The organism is Photobacterium andalusiense (assembly GCF_900185625.1).
Classification (GTDB): domain Bacteria; phylum Pseudomonadota; class Gammaproteobacteria; order Enterobacterales; family Vibrionaceae; genus Photobacterium; species Photobacterium aquimaris.
On the sequence record NZ_FYAJ01000009.1, the window covers coordinates 44,138 to 67,230 of the forward strand.

Sequence of the window (23,093 nt, forward strand, 5' to 3'; positions counted from 1 at the left end):
AAAATTTTGCAAACAATAGTCAGTAACCCTCGCGGTGTTGTCAAGCGAGAGTCAGCGGAAAACTCACATTCAGTGAGTCGGGTCTCTTTTCAGTCTCACTAAAAAGGGACATAAACTGGGTATCGGTTTTATGCTAATACATATAACTTGATTTATAGGGTAGCCTATCTCGTTACTCAATGAACAGATAAGTCCGTTTATAACCCTAAGAATTGAAGAATGGTGGCGGGAAAACGTTCAAATTGGCAAAAACTATGATCACCATCAGCTTCAATTGTTAGCCTACAGTGTGCATATTTTGATGCTGCTTGACGATAATCAAGTACCTCATCGCCTTGTTGCAATAATACCCATAGCTGTTGAGGTGCGCTAATATTGATTACTTCAAGCGCTTTTAACTCATCAATATGTTGTGATGCCAACACGTACTTTTCACCACTATACGGATTTTGTTGTGGCCCGAGGTAATTCGCAAGTAATTGATAAGGCTTAACCGCGGGATTCACCAATACTGCTGGTAACTGATAACGTTCACTGAGCCAGGTGCTTAAATACCCCCCTAACGAACTACCAACAATGCCGATCGTATAACGATCATTGTATTGCTCAACCAATTGGGCTAAATATTGACTGGCTTGCGCCGGATAGCTCGGTAATTGAGGAGCTACAAACTTGATATCAGGTCGATGTTCACGACAATAATCCATCATTTGCTGCGCTTTCAGTGATGATGGCGAACTATTGAAACCGTGTAAATAAATCAATAACGGTGGCATCAGTAACCTTCAGCATCAAGTTTTGGTTTAAATTGATCGCCATCAATACGATGCACACTGGTTATAATTTGTCCATCCCGAGTAAGTTCTAAATAACGCCAACCAGGGTTATTATCATCTAAGGCAAAATCATCTGAATCTGGCATAAACTGAATACAGGTTGATGGTGTCGCCAGCACACGCACACCATGGTAGATGCGATCTAAATTTTGATGAATATGACCACATAACACAGCCTTAACTTGCGGAAACTTATCAATCACATTCCATAATTGATGATTATTATGAAGTTGATGCTGATCTAACCACGCACTCCCCGCTTCTAGCGGATGATGGTGCAATAAGATTAATGCATAACGATCAGGATAACGTGCTAAAGCTGCCTCTAATAGTGCTAACTGAGCAGCACTAACTTCACCATGTGGCACGCCTTGAACTTGGCTGTCCAGTAAAATCATTTGCCAATGTTCACCTACTAATACCTGCTGATGTGGCTTAATTTGCTCACTCGGTAAAATAGATTGCATGGTTGGCTGAAAATCATGATTACCAGGTAACCAAAAACACGGTTGTGACCAGCGTGAAATACCATCAGCAAAACGCTGATAAGAATAAGGGGTATGATCTTGAGATATATCACCGGTAGCAACAATCGCATCAAAATGACGCGCAGCAGTGTCTACCCCATTAAGCACGGCATGAAAACTATCTTTGGTTGCCACACCAAGCAAAGAGCCGGAACCATTGGCAAACAAGTGAGTGTCGGTGATCTGCAAAAGAACCACACTATCGGGGTTACTCTGTGGCAGCGAATAGGTTTGCAAAACGTCAAAAACCTTGTCTATTCTGAGCAATTAAGTTCAATTAACAAACGGATTGTTTACTAAGCCCATGCCGTAAACAATGCTTCAACCAGTCACCTAAGAAAAGGTTGACTTGATGTTTCTCATTTTTTTGATGCATACGCAAGTTAGGATAATCATATATTGGCTTGAGACGTGAAATCTGCTGTGCAGCACACACTTCTGCAACCTTGGCATCATGATATAACCGTACTGTTAATAATGGCGCTAAATAGTCAACGATATTATCCTTATCAACTAAAGCTAATGTTACCACAGTGGTATAACGGGTTGATTCAATAATTGTTAACTGGTATGCAGCATCACACACGAGATATACTTGCGTATCTCCAATCTCATCACTGCGAGGCAATAACGGTAGGAGTTTAGCATAATTAGTTTCATACAAGCGCATTAGGCTTGTCAAATCAACAGTATACCTTTTATTCAAATCATTCCCCTAAAATTATACAATAATTTATTTTATGCCTGTTGCAAACATTGATAATGTAACTGCAACCATTGTAATGCGATGATTGTGGCTGCATTTTCAATTTTACCAGATTCTAGCCATTGGTAGGCCTGATTTCGTGAAACAACATGAACACGAATATCCTCAGACTCACTGGCAACGCCATGAATTCCTTGCGCTAAGCGACTATCAACTTCACTAACAAAAATATCAAGCACCTCTGAACAGCCACCAGAACTGGATAAATAACGGGATATTTTTTTGGTTTTACCCAATACTAACCCTGATTCTTCTGTCGCCTCTCGGCGCACCACTTGTTCTGGTGACTCATCGTCATGATCAAGCATACCTGCAATAATTTCTAACTGCCACGGCTGGCAGTCTGCAGCCATTGCACCAACTCGAAACTGTTCAATTAATACCACTTGATCACGTTTTGAATCATAAGGTAACACTGCTGCCGCATGACCGCGTTCAAACAATTCACGTTCAAACTCACCACTCCAACCACCTGCAAAAAGCTTATGTCGTAAGCGGTATTTTACCATTTTAAAAAAACCGTCATACACTGTTTGAGTTGATAACACTTCAATATCTTGACGATTAAATTGTGGTTCTAAAGATGAACACACTACTGCTTTCTTCATATGCTAGTTCCTTTTTAACGTAATATGGCTCTTAAAAATTAATCTATTTCAATCGAGATAGTCTTAAAATCACGTTATAATCTTTAAATTTATACTAACAGTGTAATATTCCACTTTTCGCGTTTAAACAATCAAATATCATGTATCTTTTTGACACGCTGTTTATTAAATCGATTACAATGAGCTTATAGTTGAATGTTAAAATATAATCATTAAGTAAAACTACGTAATGATCAGTTTCAAGCAAGCCTGCTTTAGGTAAAATAGCGCTTGTACTCTATATTCATTCCCATTTTTTGTCAGCAAGACCAGGAAAGGCATCCATGAAAAAATTGCTTCCAATCATTATCAGCCTTGCAATTGGCTCTATCAGTCAATCAGCATCGGCTGACGATCTCGCTCAGATTTATCAGCAAGCCAAGCAAAATGATCCAACACTTCTAAAAGCCGCGGCCGATAAAGATGCAGCTTTTGAAGCAATCAACTCTTCACGTAGTACCCTTTTGCCACAAATTAATCTTTCTGCTGGCTATAACACTTACTACCTTGATTCAAAAGCAGCTAAAGACAATGGGTTTAGCGGTGGCGTGACATTAAGCCAATCATTATACAACCGTGCCAGTTGGGTTGGTCTTGATATCTCAGAAAAAGAAGCTCGTCAAAGTGATGCTGCGTATGCCGTCGCGCAACAAGGTCTAATTCTACGCGTTTCATCAGCGTATTTTAATGTGTTAAAAGCCAAAGATGACTTAAAGTTTGGTGAAGCAGAAAAAGCAGCCGTTGGTCGTCAATTAGAGCAAATGAAACAGCGCTTTCAAGTTGGCCTATCAGCAATTACTGATGTATACGATGCTCAAGCACAATACGATACCGTGCTTGCATCTATCATTGTAAAGAAAAACACCCTTGCTAATAGCTATGAAGAATTACGTGAAATTACAGGTCACGCATATTCATCACTCGACCCGTTAAATACCGCCAGCTTCTCGGCAAGTAAACCACAACAAGTAGCTGATAATCTGGTTAAAGATGCTGAAACTGAAAACCTAACTTTATTAGCATCACGTATTGGTCAAGACATTGCGCGTGATAACATTTCACTGGCAGACTCAGGTCATCTACCAACGCTATCGTTTGAGTCAGGCTATCAGTATGATGATACTAGCGCAAACCCTCAAGCAAGACCTGATCAAGGTAATCTAACTGCTGGTATTAAACTTAATTTACCGGTTTACAGCGGTGGTAATACGTCTTCACTAGTAAAACAAGCCCAATATAAATATGTATCGGCAAGTGAAGATCTTGAAGCTCAGTACCGCACGGTAGTTAAAGATGTACGTAACTACTACAACAACATTAATGCCACTATTGGTTCGATTAATGCTTATAAGCAATCAGTCGTTTCAGCAAAATCTGCATTAGAAGCTACCGAAGCTGGTTTTGATGTTGGTACCCGTACTATTGTTGACGTCCTAGATTCAACCCGTAGCCTATATTCAGCTAACAGCGAATTGGCTAATGCGCGTTATGACTATATTCTAGCGCGCCTACAGTTGAAACAAGCTGTCGGTACTCTAAGTGAACAAGATCTATTAGATATTAATGCTGGCTTAATTCAAACTAAGTAAGTCAAATTATATCGATATAAAAAAAGCGCCTGACGGCGCTTTTTTTATTGTAACTAATCCTGAGATTAACCACGTCCACCACGAATAGCTTCAATAATTTTCGAAGTTGAACACCCATCTTCAAAATTAAGCACCAACACTTGACCACCCGCAGCAATTACCTCTTTGCCGCCCGCAATTTGTTCAGGGGTGTAATCACCACCTTTCACCAAAATGCTCGGTAATACTTCGCTAATCAAGCGTTGCGGTGTTTCTTCGGTAAACGGAACCACCCAATCGACAGCACCTAAACCTGCTAACACTGCCATACGACGATCTTCTGGATTAACAGGTCGACCTGGGCCTTTTAAACCTTTTACTGAATCATCCGAGTTAACTGCAACAATAAGTCGATCACCCAACTTTGCCGCTTGCGTTAAATAAGCGACATGACCAGCGTGAAGAATATCAAAACAACCATTGGTCATAACGACAGTTTCCCCTCGCGCACGCGCAGCTTTTACAGCCTCAACCAACATAGGTTCAGAGATCACCCCAAAACCACTATCCTGACTACCATGAATCGCTTCGGTTAATTCAATAGTTGATAAGGTTGAAGTACCAAGTTTCGCTACCACTACGCCCGCCGCAGCATTCGCTAGCTTACAAGAGTCAGACAACGATTTACCTGCTGATAATGATGCTGCCAATACAGAAATAACCGTATCACCAGCACCCGTTACGTCATAAACTTCTTGCGCCAACGTTGGCATATGCAGCGGTTCACAGCCTTTTTCAAGCAGAGTCATACCATGTTCGGAACGCGTCACTAACAACGCGTCAAAGTCATATTGCTCAATAAGCGCCATGCCTTTTTCAACCAACTCTTGTTCTGAGTTTACACAACCAACAACGGCTTTAAATTCAGATAAATTTGGCGTCAGCAAAGTTGCACCACGATAGCGTTCAAAATCAGTGCCTTTAGGATCAATCAAAACCGGTAAGTTAGCAGCACGAGCCAATTGAATCATCGACTGTACATGCTCCAACGCACCTTTGGCATAATCTGATAAGATCACTGCTTTAGCATTAGCCAACGCAGGCTGCATACGTTCAAGTATTAATGCAGGCTCGACATTTTGAAAGCCTTCTTCAAAATCTAATCGAATCAACTGCTGGCCACGGCTCATTACCCGTAGTTTAGTGATCGTTGGGTACTCAGCTAGCGCAACAAAATCACTACTCACATTCAGTGACGATAGTTTTTCAGTTAACGCACGTGCTGGCTCATCGACTCCTGTTAAGCCGATCAATTTAGCATGGCCACCTAACGCTGCAATATTCATTGCCACGTTTGCTGCGCCGCCCGGGCGCTCTTCAATCTGATCAACCTTAACCACGGGCACTGGCGCTTCAGGTGAAATTCGCTCAGTCGGTCCAGTCCAGTAGCGATCTAACATTACATCGCCAACAATCAATACTTCTGCGTGGTTATAATCAGGCAGCGTCAGTTTCATTTCTTTCTCCGAGAATATGGCAACCTTTAAATATTAACATAAACTAAAATCAAGAGGCATCACGATAGTCACTAAACCGTATGTGATGCGAGCCATTGCTGCCACACTTGCGCCACAATATGGCGTTCATCAACAAATTGTTGTTGTTCAACATAAGCCGGTAATCCTAATAAGCTCAACCGATGAATAGCATTGCGCATATCACAATAGGCGTGTTGTAATTGTGCTGCTGTAATACTATCAATAATGCCGTTAGCAGCCAGTGATTCAAAGATTCGAATGTTATCAGACCAACGTGTTAAAGCGGGTTGCTGATGGGCATAAGCTAACACTGAATATTGCGCTAAAAACTCAATATCTGTAATCCCACCTTGATCTTGTTTCAGTCCAAACATACCCGCTTTTTTCTTACCTAAATGGGCACGCATTTTATGACGCATGGTGACGACATCATTTGCGAGTTGCGCTGAATCTCGCTCAAGAGTTAATACCTGTTGACGAACCTCGCTAAAGGCCGCTTGTAACTGCGCATCTCCATACACCATTCGCGCACGAACTAAGGCTTGATGCTCCCATGTCCATGCTTGTTGTTGTTGATATTCACCAAAAGCACTGACTGTTGTGACTAACAATCCTGATGCGCCTGATGGTCGTAATCGCATATCAACCTCATATAAGACGCCAGAAGCAGTACGGGTAGAAAACAGATGAATGATTCGCTGCGCTAAACGCAAATAAAACTGTCGCCCATCGATCTCTTTATTACCAGTGGTATAAACATTATCAGGACAATCATGGACAAACACTAAATCAAGATCAGAGCCATAACCCAATTCCCAACCACCCACTTTGCCGTAACCAATCACAGCAAAACCTTTACTTTGTCGCTCAAGTAAATGACTTGGCTCACCATATTTAGCCACCATTTGTAGCCATGCCTGGTTGACAACTGCAGCAATAATCGCTTCAGCAAGATAAGTTAAGTGATCACTTACTTTCATCAATGGCAGTACACCTGCTATATCAGCGGCTGCTATGCGCAATAATTGAGTCTGTTTAAACTGCCGAATAGCTTCCATCTGTTGCTCCATATCCTCTTCAGGAATACGAGCAAGATATTCACGTAATTCATCTTGATAACTGGTGAGTTCTGTCGGTTGATACAAGTGCTGAGGATCCAGCAGTTCATCTAATAATAATGGGTATAACGCTAATTGATCGGCCACCATTGGGCTCGCTGCACATAACCGAATCAGTTGTTTAAGTGCGACCGGATGTTCAGTTAATAACTCCAGATAGGTGGTACGAGTAGCAATACGAATAATCAATTTAGTCAATCGTGGCAGTAGCTGAACTGCATCTTGACGCAATACCACTTGCGCTAAAATTTCAGGCATTAAAGTCGCTAACGCTTCACGCCCACGTGGGCCTAAAGTGCGTTTAAACAGCTCATGCTTAAAAGACACTAAATTTTGCGCTTGCTGCTGTTGTTCTGGGGCTTCAATTTCTGCCAAAATACTTAATAACACATCTTCATTGGTCACCATTGCCCACATTTCATGATACTGCGTGGCAACTTCTTGCTGACTATCTTGATCATCATGACCAATAATATCGTCAAAAATAGCGTGAATAGCGGTCATATGCTGCGTTGTGATGGCCATTAATGACGCCCAATCAGGTTGTGCCATTGCACATGCTAATCGTGCTTGATCGAGCGGCTTATCTGGCAACGTTTGAGTCTGCTTATCATCAATCGCTTGTAGTAGATTTTCTAACCGCCGTAAATGGCAATAGCCACTGGTTAACGTGTCAACATCGGCATCAGGTAACAACGCCAAAGCTTTAATTGCAGCTAAGGTCGGTAATAATCCTCGACCACGTAGACTTGGCTCTCGCCCACCTCGAATCAATTGAAAAGACTGAGCAATAAACTCTACTTCTCGAATACCACCAGCGCCCAATTTAATATTATTGGTCAACCCACGTCGGCGCACTTCACTACCAATCATCGCTTTCATACGCCGCAACGACTGAATAGCACTAAAATCGATATAACGTCGAAACACAAATGGACGTAACATTTGGCGTAAGCCTTGATATTGGCTAAAGCTTTCTTTACCCATCACTCGTGCTTTGATCATCGCATAGCGTTCCCAATCACGGCCTTGTTCTTGGTAATAATCTTCTAATGCCGCATAGCTCATCACTAATGGACCGCTATCACCAAAAGGACGCAAACGCATATCAACGCGATAACAAAAACCATCATAAGTGATTTGATCAAGCGCTTTGATCAACCGCTGCCCTAGACGTGTAAAAAACTGGGCATTAGCCAGACTACGGCGGCCACCTACCGTTTCACCATTTTCTGGATAGGTAAAAATAAGATCAATATCTGATGAGAAGTTAAGCTCACCACCACCTAATTTACCCATGCCTAAAATTAACATTGGTTGGGGCTCAGCTTGATCATTAACTGGCGTCCCCCACTCAGTGCAACACTGCTGATAGAGCCAATGATAAGCTTCCATTATTAATGCTTCAGCCAATAGCGATAAGCTGGCTAAACTCTGTTCTAGAACCACTCGATGGCTAAAATCTTGCCAAGCAATCAAGGTCATATAACGGCGTCTAAAATGCCGTAAACTACGCATCAAACTGGCTTCATCGGTAACTTGAGCAAGTTGCAGGGCTAATAATTGACGGTAATCAATCGCTTCACAACTCTGATAATGCTCAAGTAGCCACTCAAGTAATTGAGGATCTTGTTGTAAAGAAGCACTTATAAAATCACTCAAACCCAACATAGCATATAACTCATTTTTGGCTTCATCTTGCCATAACGCCAGTTGTTGTGGCTGTTGCTGAGTGAGTTTCTCCCACGCTAAATCTGCTGCGGCGACTAAATCGCTACAATGATGAATAGTTGGATATGATTTTTCGATCGCCATGTGCTGTCCTTGAACAAGTAACTCGATAAAGAGTTCTAATTTAGCATACAAAAACGCCCATCAACTGACGGGCGTTATAAATTTATTTTAGCGAACTAAACGTGGGTTATTTATACCTTAAAAGTGGCTATTTTATTTTTGAGATCATTAGCTTGTTGATGCATATCAACAGCGGTAAAGGCAAGCTCAGTCACCACTCCCACTGAGCCATTAGCGAGCTCTCGCACATTGGTTAAATTGATATTCATCTCATCAGCGACAGTACTTTGCTGTTCTGCTGCCGCGGCAATCTGAAAGTTCATATCGTTAATTTGTTGGATTTGCTCAACGATTTTATTCAACTCGCCACCAGCATTGGTAACCAGTTCAACCCCTTCAGCAGCTTCAACAACACTGCGCTCCATTAAAGCTACTGCCTGCTGAGCACTTTGTTGTAATTGGGCGATCATATCTTGAATTTCAACGGTTGCAGTCTGGGTTCGTTGGGCTAAATTACGCACCTCATCAGCAACAACCGCAAAGCCACGCCCAGCATCTCCAGCTCGAGCCGCTTCAATAGCTGCATTAAGTGCTAATAAATTAGTTTGTTCAGAAATACTTTGAATGGTCACAATCACAGAACTTATTTTATCGACTCGAGTTTCAACTTGATTAACCGCCGCTGCCGATTGGGTAATATCATTTGATAATTGATTAATGGTTACCATGGTTCGACCAACAAACTGCTGCCCTGTTGCCGCTTGCTCTGAAGTATCAAGCGTCGCATTAGATGCATCACGAGCATGACCCGCTACCGTTTGTACTGTTGATGTCATTTCTGCCATTGCAGATGCTAATTGATCAATTTCAGCAAACTCTTCTTGCGCAGATTCTTTGGTTTGCTCCATGGTTAGCGACATCATTTCTGCCGCTTGTGACAGCGAAACAGCAGCCTGGTGCTGAGCAACAAATGCCGTCGTTAACTGACAACGAGTTTGCTCTAATTCACGGCTTAGTTCACCAAACTCATCTCGACACGCCATCTGTAGCGATTGTGATAAATCATTGTGAGCTAATGCTTGAATGCTTTGTTTTAAACAACCAATCTGACGTAACATAACACGTGAGGCCAGCAATAAAACCACCATAAAAATCAATATCATCAATCCCGTTTGCCATACAATTTGCACAAGATATTGTTGATAATAATGTAACGCTACTGCGTTTGATTGATAGCTAATCACGGCTAAATTGACACTCGCTAATTTGACAATATAACCATAGCCTTGGTTATCTGGTAGCGAAAAGGCCTGCTGACTGGAGTGGCTGCTAAGAAGGCTAATCAATGTTTGACCATTTGATAATGGCTGACTTAGATTAACCTCCTGACTTAACTTGGATTTATCAAGGTTATTATTTTTATAATCAATAATATACAGATTTTCACTTGCCACTGAAGCAGTTAAAAGCTGCTCAAGTGATGTTGAATCTAGCGGCTGATTGGCTATCAATGCCGTTAACGTTTGTGCATTAGACTGCGCTAATTGCTGGACTTTAGCTTGTTGGTTAACGATAACAGATTGATAAAATAACTCGGCATCCCACAATTGCTTGCCGATTAACAATAATGTACTAAATACCATTAACATGATCAGTTTGGAGGTTAATTTAAGATTTGTTAGCCATTTTTCCCATGGTTTAAACATTAGCGTTGCCATTTGTTATCTCCCTATTGCAAACGTTTAAACCCCTCACGCTGATCGTGATAGTGTTATTTGCAAGCCAGTAATATCATCACCAGATCATGATGGTCTAAGTACGTTATCGACATCAACGAATAAATATTTAGTACTGAGCACAATCGAGCTATCAAAACATGATCTGCACCACATATGGTTGTTGTTATGATGAAATTATTGTAACGCTAGAAACAACAACGCCCCGCATTAAGCGAGGCGTTATTGTTATAAGAGACTGGGTTATCGAGATTAGGTTATGGCCAATACGGCGTTAACTCAATGCTGATCTGACGGGTCTGACTCATTGCATGTAGCAGTGATTCTTCTTGTCGTTGCAACCATTTTTCCACTTGAGCTAAATCATCACCTTCAAATAACGGTAATAACTGTCGAATTGGCTCTAACTCACGTAAGTCTTCTAAGCCTTGTAATAAGTCTAGCCATGGCATTCTAAAACAGGCTCGACGTTCTTCATCATACAACCCTGCAAAAGCAATACCACTCATCAAATTACGCACTAAGCGTGGTTTTTGATCAAGATAATCAATACGGCTAAGTTGACGCTCTGCAGGAAAGACATCTAGTAACTCAGACCATGAGCGGGTTAGCATATTATCTGCAAATGCTTTTACTGGCGCCGCTAATTTTGTACGGGATTTATCATCAAGAAAAGGTTGCCAACCTCGACTTAAAATCCAACGACTTAAATCAAGTAATAAACCACAATAGCGTGCTGATCGCATCAATTGGATCATCGTTTCGCTATCAGGCAATTGAACGTAGCGAAGCTCTAATTGTTGTTGTAGCTCTTTACGTACATTTAGTTTACGCAGTACATAAGCTTTATCATCAACTAGCTCTTGAATACTATTGGCTTCTTCTAACCAATCAAGCTCACCTTCTAGCCATTGCAGCTCTTGACGTAACAAGGCACTAGCACGACGAGGAATAATGCCGCCAAAAGTGGCAAAAGTTTGTCGTAATAAACTTAATGCTTGTGAAATTTGAACTAATGCCTGTGGATCTTGGCGCTCCACATAAATTTGTTCATGGTATAGCCAATGTTCAAGTGCATGCTCAAGGGTATGAATAAATGTTTCTTCAACGGAATCTTGCGCCGTTGTCTCAACAAAGACTAATGGCTTAATTGGATCACCTTGATAATCAGCAGCAAGCCGATAGCCACGAGCTGCCTTACTAAGGTTACCTAATCGCATTCCGCCATCAGCGCATAATTCGCGCGCTAACGTAAATAATGCATCTGTTTGACCCGATTTAAGCTCTAATTCAACTTCACAAATAGGTGCACGTTTATCATCAACGCTCACTTCACCATGATCAAAGGCTAATTCGATTTGACTACCATCAGCCATTGCAACCAACCATTGCTGACGAGTAAAATCAGTACTAAACAATGGTTGAATGTGCTGTTGTACTGCTGCGACATCAAAACCATGAGGCCAAGCATCCATTGGATGGAGTGCTAAACTTGGTTCAGTGCTATGCACTTCAACATTGTACTCTGGACGCTGGTGTAATCCAGCCACAACTCGACCTGCCGTTTTCAATGTTTGAACAAATACATCATCAAAGCGGCGAATGCGCAAACCAATATCATAGTGGCGCAATAATTGGTCGGGAGTGTCAAAGTAAACATTACCTAACTCACGACGACTCTGTTGCAGAATTTTAGCTGCGGAAATTTTATCCAATAGCTGGGTCGAAAATTCTGGTAAGACAAAAAACTTCAGTTCTATCTCGGTTTCCATAGTTATACCTATAAACAGTGGCAAACCAAGGATATTTGCTTCTTCACAGAAGGGCAAGTGAGAAATATCAATAAAACCTTGATCAAAACTGGTTCCACTATACTCTTTAATACGTTAACATGCGCGATTCAATGACCATCGCTCAAGATTTAGCCTTATTCGGGCGCTCTTTAGGTTGATCGGCTATGCCAGTAAATACAATTATGGGGCTCTTTGCAAAATCCCCAATCAAACCATTACAACGTCATGTTATTCGCGTAACTGAATGTTGTGACCTGCTTATCCCGTTCTTTGAAGCATGTAATGCTGGAGACTGGGAAAAGGCGGCTATTTTACGCGAACAAATCTCGCAACTTGAAAAAGATGCGGATGTGCTTAAGCGTGAGATCCGTCTGAAGCTTCCTCGTGGTCTTTTCATGCCAGTAGATCGTACTGATATGTTAGGACTGTTAACCCAGCAGGACAAACTCGCTAACCTCTCCAAAGATATCGCTGGTCGAGTCTTAGGACGTAAGCTACAAGTTCCTGCTATCATGTACCCAGACTTTGTGGCATACATTCAACGTTGTTTAGACGCAGCTGATCAAGCTCGCCGTGTAATCAATGAACTGGATGAATTACTCGAAACTGGTTTCAAAGGCAGAGAAGTGACGCTTGTTGCTGAAATGATTAATCAGCTAGATGTTATCGAAGATGATACCGATGCTATGCAGATTGTCTTACGTCAACAATTAATGTCCATCGAAGACCAACACAGCCCGGTGGATGTCATGTTCCTGTACAAAATTCTCGAGTGGGTAGGCGCAATTGCTGATCAAGCACAGCGTGTCGGCTCACGTTTAGAAATTATGCTTTCGCGTTCTTAATAACGAGAATTAAACAAAACAAGGTTTTACAATGGAAATCCTGGCTAACTACGGCACTCTATTAATCGGAGTGGCAGCTTTTTTTGGTCTTTTGATGGCGATTGGTATTGGTGCAAATGATGTTGCCAATGCCATGGGTACTTCAGTTGGTTCAAAAGCACTTACAGTAAAACAAGCAATCATCATTGCGATGATTTTTGAATTCGCAGGTGCTTATCTTGCAGGTGGTGAAGTTACCGATACTATCCGACAGGGTGTTATCGAAACTTCTCTATATGCAAGCCACCCTGAAACCCTCGTTTTTGGCATGATGTCAGCGCTTCTTGCTGCTGGTACATGGCTACTTGTCGCTTCTTTTATGGGCTGGCCTGTTTCAACTACACACTCTATTATCGGTGCTATCATCGGTTTTGCCTGTGTGTCAGTTGGCACCAATGCAGTGGATTGGCATTCAATTCAAGGTATTGTGGGTAGCTGGTTAATTACACCGCTTATTGCCGGTATATTTGCGTATCTGATTTTCATCAGTGCTCAAAGATTAATCTTTGATACTGATAACCCAATGAAAAATGCAAAACGTTTTGTTCCTGTCTACATGTTTATCACAGCGATGGTCATTGCATTGGTAACAATTAAGAAAGGCCTGAAACACATTGGTTTGCATTTATCTACCGGTGAAGCTTGGATCGTATCTATTGGTGTCTCTTTGATTATCATGGTTGTAGGTTACTTCTACATTCAGCGTAAATATGCGGATGATGATCTTGTTGATAGCAATGGTTATGCCGGTGTGGAAAGTGTATTTAGCGTATTGATGGTTGTTACAGCGTGTGCGATGGCATTTGCCCATGGTTCAAACGACGTAGCAAATGCGATTGGTCCACTATCAGCGGTTGTTTCAACCATTGAAAGCTCTGGCCAAATTGCAGCGCAAAGCCAAATCGCATGGTGGATCCTTCCATTAGGTGGTATTGGTATCGTCATCGGTCTAGCTACTCTTGGTCATAAAGTAATGGCTACCGTAGGTACAGGCATCACAGAGTTAACACCGAGCCGTGGTTTTGCTGCTCAGTTAGCAACAGCATCGACTGTTGTACTAGCATCAGGCACAGGTTTACCTATCTCAACCACACAGACACTTGTTGGTGCGGTATTGGGTGTAGGTTTCGCTCGCGGTATTGCTGCTCTTAACCTTGGTGTTGTTCGCAACATCGTTGCATCATGGATTGTGACTTTACCAGCAGGTGCATTACTTGCTGTCATTTTCTTCTACATTATGCAAGCATTATTTAGTTAAATAGTGGCAGAGTTCAAAGAGAGAGGTCTCCCCCTCTCTCTTTTCTTGCCCCCTTCCTATAAAGCTCTTACTATCCTCGAACTCTAACTATTTCAGGTTCATCAAGGATTCAATAGTGAAGCACCTCATAAGTTTTTTTTTGTTCTGTTTTACGCTGATTAGCCCGATCGCTAATGCTGAACAAGCTCAGTATATTTCTGATAATTTATTTACTTACCTATTAAAAGGCCCTGGTAGCCAATATCGTATTGTCGGTAGTGTTAACGCAGGCTCTCCCGTAACTGTGCTCGAAACCAATAAAAACTACAGTCGCATTACTGATGATCGTGGTCGTAGCGGTTGGGTTGAATCTAAGTTTATTTCTACTGATGTTGCGCTTAAAAAGCGTTTACCCGCTTTGGAAACCGAACTAGCAACAGTAAAAGCGCAGCTAGCTGACGCACTTACTAGCAATAACGCTCAAAATAGCGAACTCAATAAAACCTTAGTTCAGCGTACCAACCAAATTAGCCAATTTGAAACCCGTAATCACCAACTACAAAATGAGCTCACCACAGCTCAAGATGAAGTTCGCACGCTACGCGCAAAAATTGACACTCAAAAAGATGATCTGTTAATGAAATGGTTTACTTATGGTGGTGTCGTTGCTGGAGCGGGATTATTATTAGGATTGATATTACCGCATATCACACCACGTCGTCGCAAACGTACCAATGGTTGGGCATAATCCTCGGTATTGATAACCCCGTGCTGTTATCAACCACCGCATAAAAACAAAAAGGCAGCTAATCATTAGCTGCCTTTTTTGATGGTATTAATTTGTAACCACTCTTACCATTCAGATAACGCTGGCATGCTAAATTGGTAACCATCAAATGCCAAAATCACATCCCTTGATTCAATTTTTACTAACTTAACCCCTTTCGCAACCATGTCACCTTGATGACGCTCATGACCATTGACTTTTACCCATCGTTTAGCTGGAGTAGAAGAATAAATATGCTGATTAAAATTCATTTTAGGTAACTGCCGTTGTACTGCTGCGGGTAACAATCCAATTGGCGTTACTTGATTATTGGCAGTAATAGCTGACGTTGCTGATGCTACCTTCTCTTCGGTAGCATTGCGTTCAGCAGTACTCCGATCAACATCACTATCTTGGTAGTCTTCACCATCGGTAGCCACTATCGCTGATTTAAGCTTGGCTGCTAAATCTGGGGATAAATCAGATAAATCGAGATTATCAAGCTTATAAGGGTCATGCGACGCTGGTAATGCTTTAGCAGCGCGTTTAACTGGTTTAGTGACGACATCATCATAAGTTGGACCTAGGTCGCCGTATTGGCTATCACTATCATGTAACGATGGATTAGCATCAGTATGCGATACATAAGCTGGTGCAGCCGAATACAGGCTATCATTGATAGGTAAAGGCTCAGTAACCATCTCCGGATACGGCATAAAAATCACATCACCCGCTGATGTCGTCGGTGCTGTATGTGGTTTTTGTGGTGGCTGTAACACTGTATTAGTCGACGCTGATGGCGTTTTATTTACTACCACTGGCTGAGTATTTAACGCAACCAAGGTCGTGACTGATGATTGTTGATACAGCTTATAAGCCACAATTGACGCTGCGGGCAATAATGCAATCAAGATTGGTACTATCCATTTAGAACGCGACTGTTGGGCTTTCACTGCTCGCATTGGGTGCACGATTTTCATGGTCTCAGCATCATTGTTTTTACTATTTGATTGCTGACTATTATTGGTATCAGATTGCTTTAATGCCGTTAATAACTGAGACATTATGCTTGCTCCGGTTGTAACGTAGGACCTGGAAGATTGAGGGCAGAATCAAGGATCATCAGGGTCACAGGCCCAGCAATACCATCAGCGGCAATATCTTGTGCGCGCTGAAAACGACGTAATTTATCTAATACGGTTTGATCAAAATAACTCACTTTAGGCCCACTTTCACCTAAGAAGCTATTCAGCTGCTGGTTTAACCATGCTACTCGTGGACCACTCTGACCAAAACGGATCGTGGTTTTATCTCCTAGCGGTGGCCGCCATAGCAAACTAAATTGGCCACTCCAGCGTGCTTCAAACCACGCTGGTGTCACTGCAATACGTTGATGATCCAATAGTAATTCAATCCGCTCGTGAGTAATGGCATATACCACCGCATAAAATGGCTGTTGCTGCCCATCTTTTAAGGTCACGATCACCGGCCGATTAATCAAGCCTAACCGCGCTAAAGTTGTAGTACCAGAAAAACACGTTAATGCGATACGAGAACTGGTTGCACATGTCGCTTGATTTAACGCGGTATCAAAACCCCATAACTGATACAAACTCTGCATCGCATTACGTTGCTGACGGCTATCTTTAATCATTGCAATTAAGCGTGACTCCGCACTTACAGTGGCAGGTATTGCAACCGATGCTGGCGTGGTTGCTAAAGTAGAAACTGGCGCAACGGTGGTGGCGACACTGGGCTCTGGCACTAAAGTATGTTGAGGCCAGTAATACCATACTGCCGCAACCATAACGCCACATAATGTCGCAGCAACAGTCCAAGGTAGCCATGCCGACGTCGTTTTCGCTGTGGCTGTTGACGGTACTTGCCAACTAAAAATATCTTCACAAGCCTGAATCGCCATTGCTTTAGTAACGCTATGTACACCGCTCTGACACGCAAGCTGCATTGATTTATCACATACCAAGTTGATTAACCTTGGTACACCTTGCGTTTGCTTCGCAATATAGCTAATCACATTGGCATCAAATACAGGATAGAGACAATCAACTGCACTTAGGCGGTAATGGATATACTCACTGACTTCCGTTTCAGTCAATGGTAATAAGTGATAACGAGACGTAATACGCTGGGCTAATTGGCGTAAACGCTCTTGCTGTAATAATTGCTGTAATTCTGGTTGGCCAATTAAAACCACTTTTAATAACTTGCGGCTATCGGTTTCTAAATTGGTCAATAAACGTAGTTGCTCTAACACATCCGGCATTAAATGCTGCGCTTCATCGACTAACAATAGTGTTTGCTTACCTGCCGCATGATTAGCAATAAGATGCTGATAAATAACATCAGTTAGCTGCTTAAAACTTGCATCGTCACCATAATTTAAACCTAATTCATCACAAATAGTCGCTAACAAATCATGTGATGACAGCGCTGGATTTAAAATAACAGCCACTTGTGCTTGTTGAGGTAATCGTGAAATCATCGCTCGCAATACAGTGGTTTTTCCGGTACCAACTTCACCGGTTAATAGCCCAAAACCACCACCATCAGTGAGCCCAGATAACATATGGGTCAGGGCCTCTCGATGACGCTCACTGAGATAGAGAAAACGAGCACTTGGCACAATTGAAAACGGAGCTTCAGTTATGCCAAAAAAATCTTGGTACATATATATACTCTGATACTTACGTTATTTATGAATACATTGTCAGCACTATTAATAACTACGCTAACAACATCAGCAGTCATATCGGCTGCATAATAGCGACCCACTCTCATTACGGATCAATCTTTGCTATCATGATGCTAAATAAATCAGTGTATCTTGGTTAACAAAATAATACCGATTAACATTGTCATGATGTGATAATGATGATTTTTATTGTGATCTACAACTATTAACCTCTGCGTGGTATTAAGGAGTCTTCATTGCAAACTTATCTTGTCGGTGGTGCTGTGCGCGACACCTTATTGGGTTTACCCATAACAGATCAAGACTGGGTCGTTGTTGGTACAACCCCTACTGCTATGCTTGATTTAGGTTATGAACAAATCGGCACTGACTTTCCAGTATTTCTCCACCCTCAAACCAAACAAGAATATGCCCTCGCACGTACTGAGCGAAAATCAGGTCATGGTTATACTGGCTTTACTTGCTATGCTGCTGCCGATGTTACCCTTGAACAAGATCTATTACGACGTGATTTAACCATCAATGCCATAGCCCAAGATCAACATGGGCAACTGGTTGATCCTTACCATGGTAAGCATGATTTAGAGCATAAGATCTTACGCCATGTCTCACCAGCATTTAGTGAAGATCCATTACGGGTGTTACGCGTAGCCCGCTTTGCAGCACGTTTTGCTCACCTTGGTTTTACTATTGCCGCAGAAACCATGGCATTAATGCAAGAAATCGTCATCAGTGGTGAGTTGGCAAACCTAACACCTGAGCGAGTATGGAAAGAATGGCAAAAGTCACTCTCAAGTGATGATCCACAAATCTTTTTAACCGTATTACGCCAATGTGGTGCATTAGCAGTGATCATGCCTGAAATCGATGCTTTATTTGGCGTACCACAGCCGCCTAAATGGCATCCAGAAATTGATTGTGGCATCCATACATTGCTGGTTGCTAAACAAGCGGCGCTATTGAGTGACAGCACCATCATTCGTTTCGCAGCCCAAGTACACGATCTTGGAAAAGCATTATCACCTAAAGATGATTTACCTCACCATAAAACCCATTGTCGTGATGGTATTAAACCTATTAAACAGCTTTGCCAACGCATAAAAGTACCCAATGAATACCGAGATCTAGCGTTACTTGTATGTGCACAACACACCAAAATACACCATGCACAAGAAATGCGAGCTAGCACTTTTATTACTATTTTTGATCAGATAGATGGTTGGCGAAAACCAGAACGTATTGCACAGCTAGCCATCTGTTGCCGAGCTGATGCTCGAGGTCGTCAAGATCTAGAAGATACGCTCTACCCACAGGCAGATATTCTCATTGCTGTATTTGATATTGCTCAAGCAGTCTCTGTCAAACCGATCATTGCTGCGGGATTTACAGGAGCAGATATAAAACATCAATTAGCCCAATCACGCATTGCAGCCGTTGATGACTATCTGCAACAACATCGACCTTCAGCTTAAGTCACAAAAAAGCCGACATAATGTCGGCTTTTTTATAATACATAAGTTAGTTATTACTTAGCCCATAGAAATAGGAATAAACCCACACCTAAAATTAAGCGGTAAATAACAAACGGTGTCATTCCTAAACGGGTTACAAGCTTTAAGAACACATGAATACAAGCATATGCACTGATAAATGATACCGCGATGCCAATACTAAGGTTACTGATATCAATCGGCTCGGTACCTGTTACTAATTTAAGACCTAGATAACCACCAGCAAGCAGAATAATTGGAATCGACATCAAGAATGAAAATCGTGCAGCCGCTTCACGAGTAAAGCCTAAGTACAATGCAGCGGTCATGGTCGCACCTGAGCGCGATGTGCCAGGGATAATAGCTGCAGCTTGCGCCAAACCAATCAATACCGCACTTTTCCATGTAGTTTGATATTCATTATCTGTTTGCTTGGCATGTTTATCTACCCACCATAACAGCAAGCCAAAAATGATTGTCGTACAAGCAATTACCCATGCTGAACGTAAATACATTTCAATGAAATCTTTCATCAACAAACCAAATACACAGGCTGGAATCGTTGAAATAACAATCATCCATGCCAATTTTGATTCAGCATTATGCTGACGTTTAAAAATTGAAGCTAGCCACGCGCCCAGTAATGTAACGACTTCTTTACGGAAATAAATCATTACCGCTAATAACGTACCTACGTGAACCGCAACATCAAATGCAAGTCCCTGATCTGGCCATCCCAGTATTTCTGACGGTAGAATCAGGTGGGCTGAACTTGATACAGGTAAAAACTCTGTTAATCCCTGTAGCAGGGCAAGCATTATCGCTTCAAAGTGACTCATTCATTATCCTTAATTGATATTTTAACATCTTAGGCAAGTAATAATTTACTCAGTATTATTCAACAGGCCATAATGACTGTTGAGGTGAAAATTGTTGCCATAATTGTGCAATTGTTTGTTGTTGCCCTGGAATAACTAACTCAGGGCACAGCTCACTCATTGGCCATAGTACAAATGCAAATTTATACAGATCAGAACGCGGTAACGTCGGTGACGCTTCATTGATCACATCACCGTAAAGTAAAATATCAAGATCGATAGTACGACTTTGATTTTTTGCAGCGTTATCTGGTCGCCCAAGCTGGCGTTCAATCTCTTTTAGTGACTGCTGCAGAGTAACCAGTGACAATGATGTTTTTATTTCAATGACACTATTAAAAAAATTATCACCCTCAAAACCCACAGGTTCTGCTTCAAAAATACGTGACATTCGCCATGCCGTTGCCAATTTCGCAACAGCAGCAACTCCAGCAGGTAAATAATGTTCACGCTCAACATTGCTACCAATGCTGATATAAGCGGTGATCACTACTTCATACCCCGCTCAATTTGAACTCCAACCCCACGCGCATTAGCAATAGCACCAGGTTTAGTCACTCTCACTTTAATCCAAGGCACTGCAAACTGAGTCATAATTAAATTAGCAATATCTTCAGCAACTCGCTCTACCAATAAGAAACGTCCCTGAGTGATATACTCAGTCACAGCAGAACTTACTGTTGAATAATCTAAGGCTAAATTGACGTCGTCATTGACTGCTGCTGGACGATTATCGTGAGCCATCTCCAAATCCAGCACCAATTTTTGCTTAATTTGTTGTTCCCAGTCATACACTCCAATAGTGGCGATAACTTCAAGTTGTTCTATAAATACCGTGTCCATATTTAATCGCTAATTTTGTTAGAGGTCGGATACCTAATACACACAAAAACGCGTATTATCAGGCAATATTGTTAGCTTTTAATAAATACTAACAGGTCAACAATACAGTTAATATTGACCATGACAGCGACTATATCACAGCCATAAACACCCTGATATTTATCAGCACCAATATTGATAAATATAAGATCTAACTAACATTTAACGTCTGCACCTAGCACAATTTAACGTTTACAGAATCAGGATATTGCATGACACCATTAGCGTTACTGATGATCATTGCTGCCTATTTATTAGGATCAATTTCCAGTGCAGTGTTAATTTCAAAACTGTACCACTTCCCTGATCCTCGAACTCATGGCTCACATAACCCAGGAGCAACCAATGTCCTTCGCCTTGGTGGAAAAGTTGCAGCAACATTAGTTCTTGTTGCTGATATTCTTAAAGGCATGATTCCAGTATGGTTAAGCTACTTTTTTGGCTTAAACCCTTTTCTACTCGGCATTATTGGTATTGCTGCTTGCCTAGGTCATATCTATCCGATTTTCTTTCATTTTCAAGGTGGCAAAGGCGTTGCAACAGCACTTGGTGCCCTAGCACCTATCGGCTGGGATCTTAGCGGCAGTTTAATAAGTATCTGGGTATTAGCGTTAACACTCACAGGTTACTCATCACTAGCATCGCTGATCACCGCCTTAGCTGCGCCACTGATGACATGGATGGTTAAACCTGAATACACCATGCCAGTAGCAATGCTATCGTGCTTAATTATCTTTCGACACCAAGACAATATTCGGCGTTTACTTGATGGCGACGAAACCAAGATATGGCAGAAATTTGCCCGAAAAAGTAACGAAAAGCAATAAAAATGCATAAAAAAAGCGAGAGTATTCACTCTCGCTTTTTATTTAACCTAACATATAATAGCTATTATGAAATAGGTTTCAAATGATCAATGGGCCAACGCGGATAAACCTTAACCCCAAGATCCATTAATTCATTATTTTTCAAACGCTGCATACCTGCATAAGCAATCATCGCGCCATTATCGGTACAAAACTCAGTACGTGGATAAAACACTTCGCCATGCATGCCTTTCATCAAGGTTTCAAGTTGTTGACGTAACGATTTATTGGCACTTACGCCACCGGCAATCACCAACCGTTTATAGCCTGTTTGCTTCAATGCGCGCTTACATTTAATCGCTAATGTATCCACCACTGCATCTTGGAATGCGTAAGCAATATCAGCACGCGTTTGTGGATCATCATCATTGCCACGAATTGTATTCGCCGCAAAGGTTTTTAAACCTGAAAAACTAAAATCAAGCCCTGGACGGTCCGTCATTGGACGTGGGAACTTAAATCTCCCCGGAGTACCTTGTTCAGCCATTTTGGACAGTAACGGACCTCCTGGGTAGTCTAAACCCATCATCTTAGCCGTCTTATCAAACGCTTCACCTGCCGCATCATCAACAGATTCACCAAGGATCTGATAATCACCAATACCACGAACATCCACCATCATGGTATGTCCACCAGAAACAAGTAGCGCCACAAATGGAAACTCAGGGGCGTTATCTTCCAACATTGGAGCCAATAAGTGGCCTTCCATATGGTGGACTGCCACAGCCGGTAAATCCCATGCGTATGCAAGACTACGACCAATGGTCGCACCAACTAATAGTGCACCAACCAGACCAGGACCTGCGGTATAGGCAACACCATCAAGATCGTCTGGGGTTAAGCCGGCAGCTGCAAGTGTCGCCGTAATCAATGGAATGGTTTTTTTAACATGATCACGTGATGCTAGCTCTGGCACCACACCGCCATAATCAGCATGTAACTTTACTTGACTGTAAAGTTCATGTGCCAATAATCCTTTTTCATCATCAAAAATTGCGATACCTGTTTCATCACAGGAGGTCTCAATGCCCAATATACGCATAACAGCCTCTAT

At 41.9% G+C, this 23,093-nt stretch carries 20 protein-coding genes; 6 read left to right on the forward strand and 14 right to left on the reverse strand.

Annotated elements, in window-relative coordinates:
* Window positions 1–197: 197 nt before the first annotated feature.
* From yqiA to nudF, 4 genes are read right to left on the reverse strand one after another with little or no spacing between them, the layout of a single operon-like run.
* The gene (gene yqiA, locus PAND9192_RS16575) at window positions 198–776 is read right to left on the reverse strand and encodes an esterase YqiA (protein ID WP_087854631.1); all 579 of its coding nucleotides are present in this window, start codon (window positions 774–776) and stop codon (window positions 198–200) included.
* Entirely contained in the window at window positions 776–1,600 is an 825-nt protein-coding gene (gene cpdA, locus PAND9192_RS16580) for a 3',5'-cyclic-AMP phosphodiesterase (protein ID WP_087854632.1), read from the reverse strand. The genes yqiA and cpdA overlap by 1 nt, the downstream gene beginning before the upstream one ends.
* Before the next feature lie 40 nt (window positions 1,601–1,640).
* On the reverse strand, window positions 1,641–2,069 hold the full coding sequence (locus PAND9192_RS16585) for a DUF1249 family protein (RefSeq protein WP_087854633.1): 429 nt from the start codon (window positions 2,067–2,069) through the stop codon (window positions 1,641–1,643).
* 32 nt (window positions 2,070–2,101) lie between these two features.
* Complete coding sequence (gene nudF / locus PAND9192_RS16590; protein ID WP_087854634.1) at window positions 2,102–2,737, reverse strand: ADP-ribose diphosphatase; 636 nt, start codon at window positions 2,735–2,737, stop codon at window positions 2,102–2,104.
* Window positions 2,738–3,060: 323 nt separating this feature from the next.
* Here nudF and tolC point away from each other — a divergent pair, with 323 nt between their 5' ends.
* Window positions 3,061–4,365, forward strand: coding sequence for an outer membrane channel protein TolC (gene tolC, locus PAND9192_RS16595; RefSeq protein WP_087854635.1), 1,305 nt, complete (start codon window positions 3,061–3,063; stop codon window positions 4,363–4,365).
* A gap of 65 nt (window positions 4,366–4,430) precedes the next feature.
* On the opposite strand, the gene hldE is transcribed toward tolC, so the two are convergent.
* The 4 genes from hldE to PAND9192_RS16615 form a co-directional block, all read right to left on the reverse strand.
* Window positions 4,431–5,861 carry a bifunctional D-glycero-beta-D-manno-heptose-7-phosphate kinase/D-glycero-beta-D-manno-heptose 1-phosphate adenylyltransferase HldE gene (gene hldE / locus PAND9192_RS16600; RefSeq protein ID WP_087854636.1) on the reverse strand — a complete coding sequence of 477 codons (1,431 nt, stop codon included), beginning with the start codon at window positions 5,859–5,861 and terminating at the stop codon, window positions 4,431–4,433.
* A 71-nt stretch (window positions 5,862–5,932) separates the two neighbouring features.
* Window positions 5,933–8,815, reverse strand: a complete 2,883-nt coding sequence (gene glnE, locus PAND9192_RS16605; RefSeq protein ID WP_087854637.1) for a bifunctional [glutamate--ammonia ligase]-adenylyl-L-tyrosine phosphorylase/[glutamate--ammonia-ligase] adenylyltransferase — start codon at window positions 8,813–8,815, stop codon at window positions 5,933–5,935.
* A gap of 110 nt (window positions 8,816–8,925) precedes the next feature.
* Window positions 8,926–10,512, reverse strand: a complete 1,587-nt coding sequence (locus tag PAND9192_RS16610; RefSeq protein ID WP_087854638.1) for a methyl-accepting chemotaxis protein — start codon at window positions 10,510–10,512, stop codon at window positions 8,926–8,928.
* 275 nt (window positions 10,513–10,787) lie between these two features.
* The gene (locus tag PAND9192_RS16615; RefSeq protein WP_087854639.1) at window positions 10,788–12,302 is read right to left on the reverse strand and encodes a CYTH and CHAD domain-containing protein; all 1,515 of its coding nucleotides are present in this window, start codon (window positions 12,300–12,302) and stop codon (window positions 10,788–10,790) included.
* 185 nt (window positions 12,303–12,487) lie between these two features.
* Here PAND9192_RS16615 and PAND9192_RS16620 point away from each other — a divergent pair, with 185 nt between their 5' ends.
* From PAND9192_RS16620 to PAND9192_RS16630, 3 genes are all read left to right on the forward strand, one after another.
* A complete protein-coding gene (locus PAND9192_RS16620) occupies window positions 12,488–13,168 on the forward strand; it encodes a TIGR00153 family protein (RefSeq protein ID WP_087854640.1) in 681 nt (226 codons plus the stop codon).
* 31 nt (window positions 13,169–13,199) lie between these two features.
* Window positions 13,200–14,465 carry an inorganic phosphate transporter gene (locus PAND9192_RS16625; RefSeq protein WP_087821609.1) on the forward strand — a complete coding sequence of 422 codons (1,266 nt, stop codon included), beginning with the start codon at window positions 13,200–13,202 and terminating at the stop codon, window positions 14,463–14,465.
* A gap of 115 nt (window positions 14,466–14,580) precedes the next feature.
* The gene (locus PAND9192_RS16630) at window positions 14,581–15,192 is read left to right on the forward strand and encodes a TIGR04211 family SH3 domain-containing protein (RefSeq protein ID WP_087854641.1); all 612 of its coding nucleotides are present in this window, start codon (window positions 14,581–14,583) and stop codon (window positions 15,190–15,192) included.
* Between the two features lie 104 nt (window positions 15,193–15,296).
* Here the strand turns inward: PAND9192_RS16630 and PAND9192_RS16635 are convergent, their stop codons facing one another.
* Together PAND9192_RS16635 and PAND9192_RS16640 are read right to left on the reverse strand one after the other, a co-directional pair.
* Window positions 15,297–16,274: a general secretion pathway protein GspB gene (locus tag PAND9192_RS16635; RefSeq protein WP_087854642.1), complete on the reverse strand. Its 978-nt coding sequence runs from the start codon at window positions 16,272–16,274 to the stop codon at window positions 15,297–15,299.
* Window positions 16,274–17,899, reverse strand: a complete 1,626-nt coding sequence (locus PAND9192_RS16640) for an AAA family ATPase (RefSeq protein ID WP_200817834.1) — start codon at window positions 17,897–17,899, stop codon at window positions 16,274–16,276. The genes PAND9192_RS16635 and PAND9192_RS16640 overlap by 1 nt, the downstream gene beginning before the upstream one ends.
* A gap of 260 nt (window positions 17,900–18,159) precedes the next feature.
* Here PAND9192_RS16640 and PAND9192_RS16645 point away from each other — a divergent pair, with 260 nt between their 5' ends.
* Window positions 18,160–19,395, forward strand: a complete 1,236-nt coding sequence (locus PAND9192_RS16645; RefSeq protein WP_087854643.1) for a multifunctional CCA addition/repair protein — start codon at window positions 18,160–18,162, stop codon at window positions 19,393–19,395.
* A gap of 53 nt (window positions 19,396–19,448) precedes the next feature.
* Here PAND9192_RS16645 and PAND9192_RS16650 read toward each other — a convergent pair whose 3' ends face one another.
* The 3 genes from PAND9192_RS16650 to folB are packed head-to-tail and all read right to left on the reverse strand — an operon-like array spanning window position 19,449 to window position 21,134.
* Window positions 19,449–20,252: an undecaprenyl-diphosphate phosphatase gene (locus tag PAND9192_RS16650; protein ID WP_087854644.1), complete on the reverse strand. Its 804-nt coding sequence runs from the start codon at window positions 20,250–20,252 to the stop codon at window positions 19,449–19,451.
* Between the two features lie 55 nt (window positions 20,253–20,307).
* A complete protein-coding gene (gene folK, locus PAND9192_RS16655) occupies window positions 20,308–20,781 on the reverse strand; it encodes a 2-amino-4-hydroxy-6-hydroxymethyldihydropteridine diphosphokinase (protein WP_087854645.1) in 474 nt (157 codons plus the stop codon).
* On the reverse strand, window positions 20,781–21,134 hold the full coding sequence (gene folB, locus PAND9192_RS16660; protein WP_087821615.1) for a dihydroneopterin aldolase: 354 nt from the start codon (window positions 21,132–21,134) through the stop codon (window positions 20,781–20,783). Before folB ends, folK begins: the two co-directional genes overlap by 1 nt.
* Before the next feature lie 251 nt (window positions 21,135–21,385).
* Here folB and plsY point away from each other — a divergent pair, with 251 nt between their 5' ends.
* Window positions 21,386–22,000, forward strand: a complete 615-nt coding sequence (plsY, locus tag PAND9192_RS16665) for a glycerol-3-phosphate 1-O-acyltransferase PlsY (protein WP_087821616.1) — start codon at window positions 21,386–21,388, stop codon at window positions 21,998–22,000.
* A 64-nt stretch (window positions 22,001–22,064) separates the two neighbouring features.
* Here the strand turns inward: plsY and tsaD are convergent, their stop codons facing one another.
* Window positions 22,065–23,081: a tRNA (adenosine(37)-N6)-threonylcarbamoyltransferase complex transferase subunit TsaD gene (tsaD, locus tag PAND9192_RS16670; protein WP_087854646.1), complete on the reverse strand. Its 1,017-nt coding sequence runs from the start codon at window positions 23,079–23,081 to the stop codon at window positions 22,065–22,067.
* Window positions 23,082–23,093 lie beyond the last annotated feature (12 nt).

Excerpts from the sequence above, each read along its gene's own strand:
- plsY (WP_087821616.1), top strand. The coding sequence starts at position 21,386 with ATGACACCATTAGCGTTACTGATGATCATTGCTGCCTATTTATTAGGA.
- folB (WP_087821615.1), bottom strand. The coding sequence starts at position 21,134 with ATGGACACGGTATTTATAGAACAACTTGAAGTTATCGCCACTATTGGA.
- PAND9192_RS16620 (WP_087854640.1), top strand. The coding sequence starts at position 12,488 with ATGCCAGTAAATACAATTATGGGGCTCTTTGCAAAATCCCCAATCAAA.
- nudF (WP_087854634.1), bottom strand. The coding sequence starts at position 2,737 with ATGAAGAAAGCAGTAGTGTGTTCATCTTTAGAACCACAATTTAATCGT.
- PAND9192_RS16640 (WP_200817834.1), bottom strand. The coding sequence starts at position 17,899 with ATGTACCAAGATTTTTTTGGCATAACTGAAGCTCCGTTTTCAATTGTG.
- tsaD (WP_087854646.1), bottom strand. The coding sequence starts at position 23,081 with ATGCGTATATTGGGCATTGAGACCTCCTGTGATGAAACAGGTATCGCA.
- yqiA (WP_087854631.1), bottom strand. The coding sequence starts at position 776 with ATGCCACCGTTATTGATTTATTTACACGGTTTCAATAGTTCGCCATCA.
- glnE (WP_087854637.1), bottom strand. The coding sequence starts at position 8,815 with ATGGCGATCGAAAAATCATATCCAACTATTCATCATTGTAGCGATTTA.
- PAND9192_RS16615 (WP_087854639.1), bottom strand. The coding sequence starts at position 12,302 with ATGGAAACCGAGATAGAACTGAAGTTTTTTGTCTTACCAGAATTTTCG.
- PAND9192_RS16625 (WP_087821609.1), top strand. The coding sequence starts at position 13,200 with ATGGAAATCCTGGCTAACTACGGCACTCTATTAATCGGAGTGGCAGCT.
- tolC (WP_087854635.1), top strand. The coding sequence starts at position 3,061 with ATGAAAAAATTGCTTCCAATCATTATCAGCCTTGCAATTGGCTCTATC.
- PAND9192_RS16610 (WP_087854638.1), bottom strand. The coding sequence starts at position 10,512 with ATGGCAACGCTAATGTTTAAACCATGGGAAAAATGGCTAACAAATCTT.
- PAND9192_RS16650 (WP_087854644.1), bottom strand. The coding sequence starts at position 20,252 with ATGAGTCACTTTGAAGCGATAATGCTTGCCCTGCTACAGGGATTAACA.
- hldE (WP_087854636.1), bottom strand. The coding sequence starts at position 5,861 with ATGAAACTGACGCTGCCTGATTATAACCACGCAGAAGTATTGATTGTT.
- PAND9192_RS16635 (WP_087854642.1), bottom strand. The coding sequence starts at position 16,274 with ATGTCTCAGTTATTAACGGCATTAAAGCAATCTGATACCAATAATAGT.